Source organism: Candidatus Allofournierella excrementigallinarum (assembly GCF_944388085.1).
Taxonomy (GTDB): domain Bacteria; phylum Bacillota; class Clostridia; order Oscillospirales; family Ruminococcaceae; genus Allofournierella_A; species Allofournierella_A excrementigallinarum.
Genome location: NZ_CALXHK010000030.1, coordinates 22,414 through 29,998, shown reverse-complemented (window position 1 = coordinate 29,998; position 7,585 = coordinate 22,414). Strand labels below are relative to the sequence as shown.

Genomic DNA, 7,585 nt, shown 5'->3' with positions numbered 1-7,585 from the left:
ACTCCTTTTTCTCGTAGATGCGGCAGCTGATCAGCCAGCAGACGAGGCAGACCGCCGCCGCCGCGCCGGCAAGGACCCCGATGCCGGGAACAAGGCTCGTTTCCATCCAGCCGAACATGGCCGTTAACAAACCGCCCGCATCGCCCAGGCTCGCGGCAGCGAAGATGCCGCCGCCGACGACCACCAGGGCCAGCAGCATGGCGCTTCGGGCCTTATCCGGCCCGAAGGCGTAGGTGAGGGGCAGCATCACCGCAAAGTAGACCACCAGGACCAAGGTCGCCAGCAGGCTTGTCAGGACGCTTTCCATGAGGGGGACGCCCACCACCAGATACGCCACCGGGGCCATCACCAGGCTGTAGACCTGGCCGGCGGCCACGCAGAGGCCCAGCAGCAGGAACTTGGCGGTCACCACCGTTCTGCGGCTTACCGGCAGGGTGGCGGCGTAGAAGTCCCAGCGGCAGGCGTTGTCCACGCTGAACAGGCTGAGGACATAAAAACCGTACATCCAGCTCATAAGAGTGAAGAAGCTGGTCATCTTGAGCGCGATGCCGAGAGCGGTGTAGAGCGCCAGCACAAGGAAGAAATTCTTCATGTAGACCCGCCGCAGAAGGAACAGGTCTTTTTTCACAAGGCCGATCATACGCTTCTCCTTTCCGAATAGAACTGCATGATGTCATCGAGGGTGGGCTTATCCAGCACCGCGCCCGGCAAAAGGGCCGCGGCGGCGCGGCGGTCCTTCACCAGGGCCGCCTGGCCGAAGGCGTTGGCGCGCGAAGCCACCACCAGCCCGGCGGGCAGCGCGGCCAACGCTTCGGCCCCGGCGCGCAGCACGCCGTACTCTTCCAGCAAGAGGTCCGTCTCCTTTTCAAAGAGGATGCGGCCCTTCTGAATATACACGATGTAGTCCGCTGCCTTTTCCAGGTCGGCGGTGATGTGGCTGCTCAGCAGCACGCTGTGCTCTTCGTCCTGGATGAAGCGGCGCAAAAGGTCCAGAATTTCGGCGCGCATCACCGGGTCCAGCCCGCTGGTGGCTTCGTCCAGCAGCAGCAGCTTGGGGTGGTGGGCCAGCGCCGCCGCCAGCCGCAGCTTCATCCGCATGCCCCGGCTGAAGTCCTTCATCTTCTTGGCGGGGGGCAGCTCGAACTCCGCCAGCAGCTGCCGGTAGTACCCCTTGTCAAAGCCGGGCTGGATGGACGAAAGGCAGCTGCCCACCTCGGCGGGGCTGAGCACCTCGTAGAAAAAGGCGTCCTCGAACACGGCGCCCACCTGAGCCAGCGTTTTGGTGTGGCCCGCGGGCTTTCCCAGCACGGCGATCTCGCCGCCGTCCGGGCGCAGGGTGCCCAGAATGGCCCGCATGGTGGTGGTTTTGCCTGCGCCGTTTTCGCCGATGAAGCCCACGATGCTCCCGGCGGGCACGGTGAAGCTGACGTCTTGCAGCTGGAAGTCGGGGTAGCGCTTGCACAGGCCGCGCACCTCAATGGCGTTTTCCATGGTTCATTCTCCCTCTGACAGCAGTTTGAGTGTTTCCAGCACCTCCGAACGGGTCACGCCGCCCGCCGCCGCCGCGTCCAGCGCCTGGCTCAGCAGTTCCTCCACCTTTTTGAGGGTGGCCTCGCGGTGAAGCTCCGGGTCCGCGGCGGCCACAAAGCTGCCCTTGCCGGGCACCGTGTGGATGAAGCCCGCGGCCTCCAGGTCTTCGTAGGCCCGCTTGGTGGTGATGACGCTGATGCCCAGCTCCTTCGCCAGAAAGCGGATGCTGGGCAGGGCTTCGCCCTGGGCCAGCTTGCCGGCGAGGATGGCGGCCTTGATCTGGTCGGTGATCTGTTCGTAAATGGGTTTTGTGCCGGAATTGCTGATGTAGATCTCCATCAGTGCTCTCCGTTTCTTTGGATTTGCCGAACTGTACATATCCGACATATACAGTATATACACAGTATACACAGTTGTCAAGGGGAGAAGGAAAACTTTTTTTCGGGCGGATACGCCCCGGATACAACCGTGGCATACTTTTGATAAAGGGGGGGGAAAATCATGGCAAATATCCTGATCGTGGACGACGAAGCGGCCATCGCGGACCTCATTCAATTGACGCTGGCCCAGGCGGGGCACAAAAGCGAGACGGCGATGAGCGGCAGCGAGGCGGCGGACAAGCTGGAAAAAGAGCGCTACGACCTGGTGCTGCTGGACGTGATGCTGCCCGGGATGAGCGGCTTTGAGCTGATGGAATATCTGGCGACCACCGGCACGCCGGTGATCTTTCTCACGGCGAAGGGAACGCTGGCGGACCGGGTGCGGGGGCTGCGCCTGGGGGCGGACGACTACATCGTCAAGCCCTTTGAGCCGATGGAGCTGATCGCCCGGGTGGAGGCGGTGCTGCGCCGCACCGGGCGGCTGGGCACGGTGCGGGTGTTCGGGCTGGAGGTGGACCCGGCGGGCCGCACGGTGAAGCGGGAGGGCGAGCCGGTGGCGCTGACGCCCCGGGAGTTCGATCTGTTTTTGCTGCTGGTGCGCAACCGGGGGCTGGCGCTTTACCGGGACGTGATCTATGAACGGGTGTGGGGCGACATTGCCGAGGACGACACCCGCACCCTGGATCTGCACATCCAGCGGCTGCGCAAGAAGCTGGGGCTGCAAAAACAGATACGCACGGTGTATAAAATCGGGTACATGCTGGAGGCGGAGTGAATGAAGTTTTCCCACAAGCTGGCGCTGGCCATGCTGGCGCTGCTGGCGGTGGTGCTGAACGCGGGGGCGGCCTGGCTGGTGCGCAGCAGCTTTGACAGCCAGCTGGCGGCGGCCCAGCGGCAGAACGAGGCCCACCACCAGCGGGACGCCTACGGCGTGAAGATGGCGTTGATCGAGGCAGGGGCCGGCCCCTATGATACCGACCTGCTGAAGGAGTACGGCCGGCGGCTGCAAAGCTACGGCGGAACCGGCGGCGAGTGGATGGCCCTTTACAACGGCAGCGGGTTTTCCGTCTGGTCCAGCCTGCCGGAGGTTATCACTGCCGCCGACCAGCGGGCGGCGCTGGCGGCGGGGGACACCGCCGTGACCTATCTGGACACCGGGGAAGGGGTGTTCCAGCTGTACGCCACCAAGGTGGAGCAGGCGGCGGGAAGCGCCTGGGTGCTGAACGCCTACGACGTGACGGGCCTGTTCGAGGCCCGGGACGCGCTGCTGTGGGGCTTCGCCCGGGTGGAGGCGGCGGCTTTCGCCGCGCTGGTGGTGCTGGTGCTGGTCATGAGCCGGATGCTCACCCGCCCGGTGGCCCGGCTGGAGGAAGCGGCCCGGCGCATCGCCGCCGGGGCCTACGACGAGCGCACGGCCCTGAAAGGGGAGGACGAGCTGGCGGATTTGAGCCGCAGCTTCGACCGCATGGCCCAGGCGGTGCAGCAGAAGGTGGAGCAGCTGGACCTTTCAGTGCGCCAGCGGGACGACTTTGTGGCGGCCTTTACCCACGAGCTCAAGACCCCCATCACCAGCATGATGGGCTACGCCTCGCTGCTGCGCTCCGGCGAGCTGCCGCCCGAAAGCCGCAAAAAAGCGGCGGATTACATCTATCACGAGACAAAGCGGCTGGAAGCGCTGAGCCAGAAGCTGATGGTGTTCATGGAACTGGAACACACCGGCGCGCTGGAACTGGAGCCGCTGGAACTGAAAACCCTGGAGGCGCGGCTGCGGCGCAGCCGCCCGCCCGGGGCGGAAACGGAACTGGTGTTCGAGGGCTTTGAGGACCTTGTGGTGCTGGCCCAGCCGGATCTTGTGCTGGCGCTGGTGCAGAACCTTGTGAGCAATGCCGAGCGGGCCGACCCGGCGGACGGGAAGGTGACCCTGACCGCCGAGGCCAAAGAAGGCCGGGTGACGCTGGCGGTGAAGGACAAGGGCCGGGGCATCCCCGCCGAAGAACTGGCCCGGGTGACCGAGCCTTTTTATATGGTGGACCGCTCCCGCGCCCGGGCGCAGAACGGCAGCGGTTTCGGCCTTGCCCTCTGCGCCCGCATCGCCAGGCTCCACGGCGGCGAGCTTGCCATCGAGAGCGAGGCGGGCAAAGGCACCACCGTGCGGTTTGACCTGAAGGAGGCGGGGAGATGAGACGACGGCTGAAAAGCGCCGGGCTCTGGCTTTTTGTGCTGGCGCTGGCGGCGGGCAGCATGGCCCTGCCCTGGATGGTGTGCCGGGGCTATGACCGGGAGCTGTTTGCCCAGCCCCGGTCACGCCCGGCCACCGACCTCGCGTTGAGCGCGGCGGCGCGGGAGAACGATTTTGTGAGCCAGCTCTACGAGCGGCAGAGCCTGCTGGGCGGCTGGGGCGAGGGCTGGGAACCCCTTGAGGGGGAAGCGGCCGGCGCGGCGGCGGAAAATGCCCGGGAGACCCTGCTGGAACTGATGACGCTGGAAAACCTGCCCGACGGAGCGAGGCAGATGGTGGGCGAGGCGCTGGCGCAGAGCAGCCAGGGCCAGGCCTGGCAGGACGAGATGGGCTTTGTGCGGGTGCGGCTGGGGGATGTGTACCTCATCACCGAGCCGGTGACCGGCCTGCCCGCGCGGCTTTCGGCTTACGGTGCGGCGGTGGACGCGCCCGCCGACCCGCTGGCGCTGCTGGACCAGTGGCGCGCTCTGCTGGGGGTGGACACGCTGCCTGATTGGGAAGAAACCGAAACGGCGCAGGCGGGGGCGACGGAACTGCGCTCACAGCAGGGGCGGCTGCGGCTGCAGGTCTGCGCCGCCCATGAGGCCTTTTTGCTGGAGGCGGCTTCTTTTTCATAAGAAAATTTCCCCGGAAACACCCCGGCTGCAAGTTGGATAAAAGCAGAGGCTACAATGAGGGCAGCATCAGGGCAGGGGCGGCAAGCGCTCTGCCGGAATAAAGGAGGCCGTTTGGAATGAAACAGATGAAACGCGCGCTGGCCGCCGCGCTGGCGGCGGCATTGCTGGCGGGCTGCGCCGGGCAGGAGGCGGGGCAGGGCGCATCCGCCCCGCCGGCAAGCGAAAGCGCGCCCCAGACCGGCGGGAACGCTGTGGAGCAGCTGCTGAATGGAGAGCATGCCCTCACCGCGCTGCCGTCGGGGTATATGGACATACCGCTGACGCAGACCGGCCAGGGCATGTATGAATTCGTAAATCTGGAGGACCGATATCTCCTTTGCTATGTGGATTACGCCGCGGGCACCCGCGCTCCCCTGTGCGACGCGGCGGGCTGCGCCCATGCGGACGAAAGCTGCCCGGCCTACTCGCCTTATTACCGCAATGTGGGCCTGGCGGGGGACTGGCTGCTCACCAGCGGCACGAACGCGGACGGCACATGTTCGATGGACGCCCGCAGGCTGGACGGCAGTGAAAAAAGGACCCTGTTCACCGGCGCTGAGGGCGATTCGCTCTATCCCTGGGGATTTGCCATGAAAGGGGACAAGGTGTGGCTGGCCAGAGATGGCAAGGCGGTGCTGCTGGACCCGGCCACCGGCGAGACGGAGACGTGGGCGGACATCCCCACGGTTTTTACAAATGTGGGGGTGCTGGGCTCGGGAGTGCTGCTTGTGACCTCCAATGCGGATGAACTGGTGGAAGAGAACTATCAGCCCACAGGCGATCTGCTGGCGGATGAACGGCAGGAACAGGAGATACGCGACCGGGCCACCGTGACCCTTTCCGCCTGGGACCCCCGCACCGGCGGGGAAGTGCCGCTGACGATCTGGAACAATGGGGAATGGCGGTTCATGCGGGTCTGGAACGACAAGGTCGTTCTGTTCAGCGAAGCGCAGGGCCGCTTTGAGGCCCGGGACCTGATCACCGGCGAGACAAAGGTGCTGACTGAAAGCTGGCCGGCGGAGCAGAAGGTGCAGCTTTCCTACGTGTGGGACGGACACCTGATGGTGGAGACCAGATGGGAGCCGGAACCGGACAACACTGACACCTGGCAGGAATGCCTGTTCGCGCTGGACCTGGAAAGCGGCGGGCTGACCGAGATCACCCTGCGCAACCAGGGCGGCGACGGCACTCGGCTGCCCCGCATTTTGGGGGAGAGCGAGAGCGAATTCTACGTCATCCGCCGCACCCCCGGCGAGGGCGGCGCCGAAGGCGGGATGGCCATGATCTCCAAGGCAGACTACTACGCCGGGGTGGATTCGATGCAGCCCATCCAAAACATGTTCTGAATAAAACAGCGCCCCCGGGCCGCGAAACCGCGGCCCGGGGGCTTTCTGCGCTTAAAACTTATTTCAGGAACATCCGCACCATTTTTTCGTTTTTTTCGGTGTAGGGCATGTACCGCATGGGCAGGTCCAGCCAGAGGGCCTTTTTCACGATGCTCTTTTCGTGACTGAAGGCCTTGAAGCTGCGCTCGCCGTGGTAGTTGCCCATGCCGCTCTGGCCCACGCCGCCAAAGCCCATGTTGTGGGTGGCAAGGTGGATGATGGTGTCGTTGACGCACCCGCCGCCAAAGCTGCACCGGGCCAGCACCTTCTGCTCCACCGCCGGGTCTTTGGTGAAAAGATAGAGGGCCAGCGGCTTCTCCCGCCCGTTCACAAAGGCGATGGCTTCGTCCATGCTGTCCACCGGGATGAGGGGCAGGATGGGCCCGAAGATCTCCTCCTGCATGGGCTTGCAGTCGGCGGTGCCCTCCACCAGGGTGGGCTCGATCCAGCCGGAAACTTCGTCCGCCCGGCTTTGGCCGCCCGCCAGGATGGTCTCGCCTTCAAGCAGGCCGGTGATGCGCTCGAAGTGCTTGCGGTTGATGATGCGCACATAGTCCGGGTTGTGCAGCGGGTCGGGCCCCAGCATGGCGGCAAACTGCTTTTTCAGTTCTTCCACCAGCCGGTCCTTCACCGTGCGGTCCACTAGCACATAGTCCGGCGCGACGCAGGTCTGGCCCGCGTTGAGCACCTTGCCGAAGGCAAGCCGCCTGGCGGTGAGGGGGATGTCGGCGGTGCGGTCGATGAGCACCGGGCTTTTGCCGCCCAGTTCCAGGATGACGGGGGTCAGCCAGCGGCTGGCCTTTTCCATCACCAGCCTGCCCACCGTCACGCCGCCGGTGAAGAAGATAAAGTCAAAACGCTGGTCCAGCAGGGCGCTGTTTTCTTTGCGGCCGCCCTCCACCACCGTGACCCAGCCGGGGTCGAAGGTGTCGGCGATGAGCTTTGCCATGGCCGCGCTGGTGGCCGGGGCGTAGGCGCTGGGCTTTAAGACCACGCAGTTGCCCGCCGCCACCGCGCCGATGACCGGGTCGATGCTGAGCAGGAAGGGATAGTTCCAGGGGGCCATCACCAGGGTGACGCCGTAGGGCTCCGACAGGATGAAGCTCTTGGCGGCAAACTGGGACATGGGGGTGCGGGCCCGTTTGGGCTTTGCCCAGCCGGGCAGCTTTTTGACGGCGTGGCCCACCTCGTCCAGCACCATGCCGATCTCGGCCATGTAGCTCTCGAAGCCGCACTTGTTCAGGTCCTGCTTCATGGCGGCCTGCAGGTCTTTTTCCTGGGCGCGGATGTTCGCCTGCAGCCGCTTTAACGCGGCCACGCGGGCGCTCACCGGCAGGGTGGCGCCGGTGGCGAAAAAGTCTCGCTGACGTTTGACAATGGATTCGATGTCCATGC

Annotated in this window: 8 protein-coding genes; 4 read left to right on the top strand and 4 right to left on the bottom strand. The window is 65.1% G+C overall.

What is annotated here, in order from left to right:
• The 3 genes from ACH2AT_RS07120 to ACH2AT_RS07110 all read right to left on the bottom strand — a co-directional run.
• Positions 1 to 640: ABC-2 transporter permease (locus tag ACH2AT_RS07120; RefSeq protein ID WP_394964715.1), on the bottom strand; the 640-nt coding region annotated here is incomplete at its 3' end.
• Positions 637 to 1,491, bottom strand: coding sequence for an ABC transporter ATP-binding protein (locus ACH2AT_RS07115; protein WP_394964713.1), 855 nt, complete (start codon positions 1,489 to 1,491; stop codon positions 637 to 639). The genes ACH2AT_RS07120 and ACH2AT_RS07115, both read right to left, overlap by 4 nt.
• A 3-nt stretch (positions 1,492 to 1,494) precedes the next feature.
• Positions 1,495 to 1,869 carry a GntR family transcriptional regulator gene (locus ACH2AT_RS07110; protein ID WP_394964711.1) on the bottom strand — a complete coding sequence of 125 codons (375 nt, stop codon included), beginning with the start codon at positions 1,867 to 1,869 and terminating at the stop codon, positions 1,495 to 1,497.
• Positions 1,870 to 2,031: 162 nt separating this feature from the next.
• Here ACH2AT_RS07110 and ACH2AT_RS07105 point away from each other — a divergent pair, with 162 nt between their 5' ends.
• The 4 genes from ACH2AT_RS07105 to ACH2AT_RS07090 all read left to right on the top strand — a co-directional run bounded on the left by ACH2AT_RS07105 (position 2,032) and on the right by ACH2AT_RS07090 (position 6,151).
• Positions 2,032 to 2,685 carry a response regulator transcription factor gene (locus ACH2AT_RS07105; RefSeq protein WP_394964709.1) on the top strand — a complete coding sequence of 218 codons (654 nt, stop codon included), beginning with the start codon at positions 2,032 to 2,034 and terminating at the stop codon, positions 2,683 to 2,685.
• Positions 2,686 to 4,092, top strand: a complete 1,407-nt coding sequence (locus tag ACH2AT_RS07100; RefSeq protein WP_394964707.1) for a sensor histidine kinase — start codon at positions 2,686 to 2,688, stop codon at positions 4,090 to 4,092.
• Complete coding sequence (locus ACH2AT_RS07095; RefSeq protein ID WP_394964705.1) at positions 4,089 to 4,766, top strand: hypothetical protein; 678 nt, start codon at positions 4,089 to 4,091, stop codon at positions 4,764 to 4,766. Before ACH2AT_RS07100 ends, ACH2AT_RS07095 begins: the two co-directional genes overlap by 4 nt.
• Positions 4,767 to 4,882: 116 nt before the next feature.
• Positions 4,883 to 6,151 carry a hypothetical protein gene (locus ACH2AT_RS07090; RefSeq protein WP_394964703.1) on the top strand — a complete coding sequence of 423 codons (1,269 nt, stop codon included), beginning with the start codon at positions 4,883 to 4,885 and terminating at the stop codon, positions 6,149 to 6,151.
• A 58-nt stretch (positions 6,152 to 6,209) separates the two neighbouring features.
• Here ACH2AT_RS07090 and ACH2AT_RS07085 read toward each other — a convergent pair whose 3' ends face one another.
• Positions 6,210 to 7,583 (bottom strand): aldehyde dehydrogenase, encoded by a 1,374-nt coding sequence (locus ACH2AT_RS07085; protein ID WP_394964717.1) that lies wholly within the window; start codon positions 7,581 to 7,583, stop codon positions 6,210 to 6,212.
• Positions 7,584 to 7,585: the final 2 nt, after the last annotated feature.

Coding starts and splice junctions, on each gene's coding strand:
- ACH2AT_RS07115 (WP_394964713.1), bottom strand. CDS start 1,491: ATGGAAAACGCCATTGAGGTGCGCGGCCTGTGCAAGCGCTACCCCGAC.
- ACH2AT_RS07085 (WP_394964717.1), bottom strand. CDS start 7,583: ATGGACATCGAATCCATTGTCAAACGTCAGCGAGACTTTTTCGCCACC.
- ACH2AT_RS07100 (WP_394964707.1), top strand. CDS start 2,686: ATGAAGTTTTCCCACAAGCTGGCGCTGGCCATGCTGGCGCTGCTGGCG.
- ACH2AT_RS07110 (WP_394964711.1), bottom strand. CDS start 1,869: ATGGAGATCTACATCAGCAATTCCGGCACAAAACCCATTTACGAACAG.
- ACH2AT_RS07090 (WP_394964703.1), top strand. CDS start 4,883: ATGAAACAGATGAAACGCGCGCTGGCCGCCGCGCTGGCGGCGGCATTG.
- ACH2AT_RS07095 (WP_394964705.1), top strand. CDS start 4,089: ATGAGACGACGGCTGAAAAGCGCCGGGCTCTGGCTTTTTGTGCTGGCG.
- ACH2AT_RS07105 (WP_394964709.1), top strand. CDS start 2,032: ATGGCAAATATCCTGATCGTGGACGACGAAGCGGCCATCGCGGACCTC.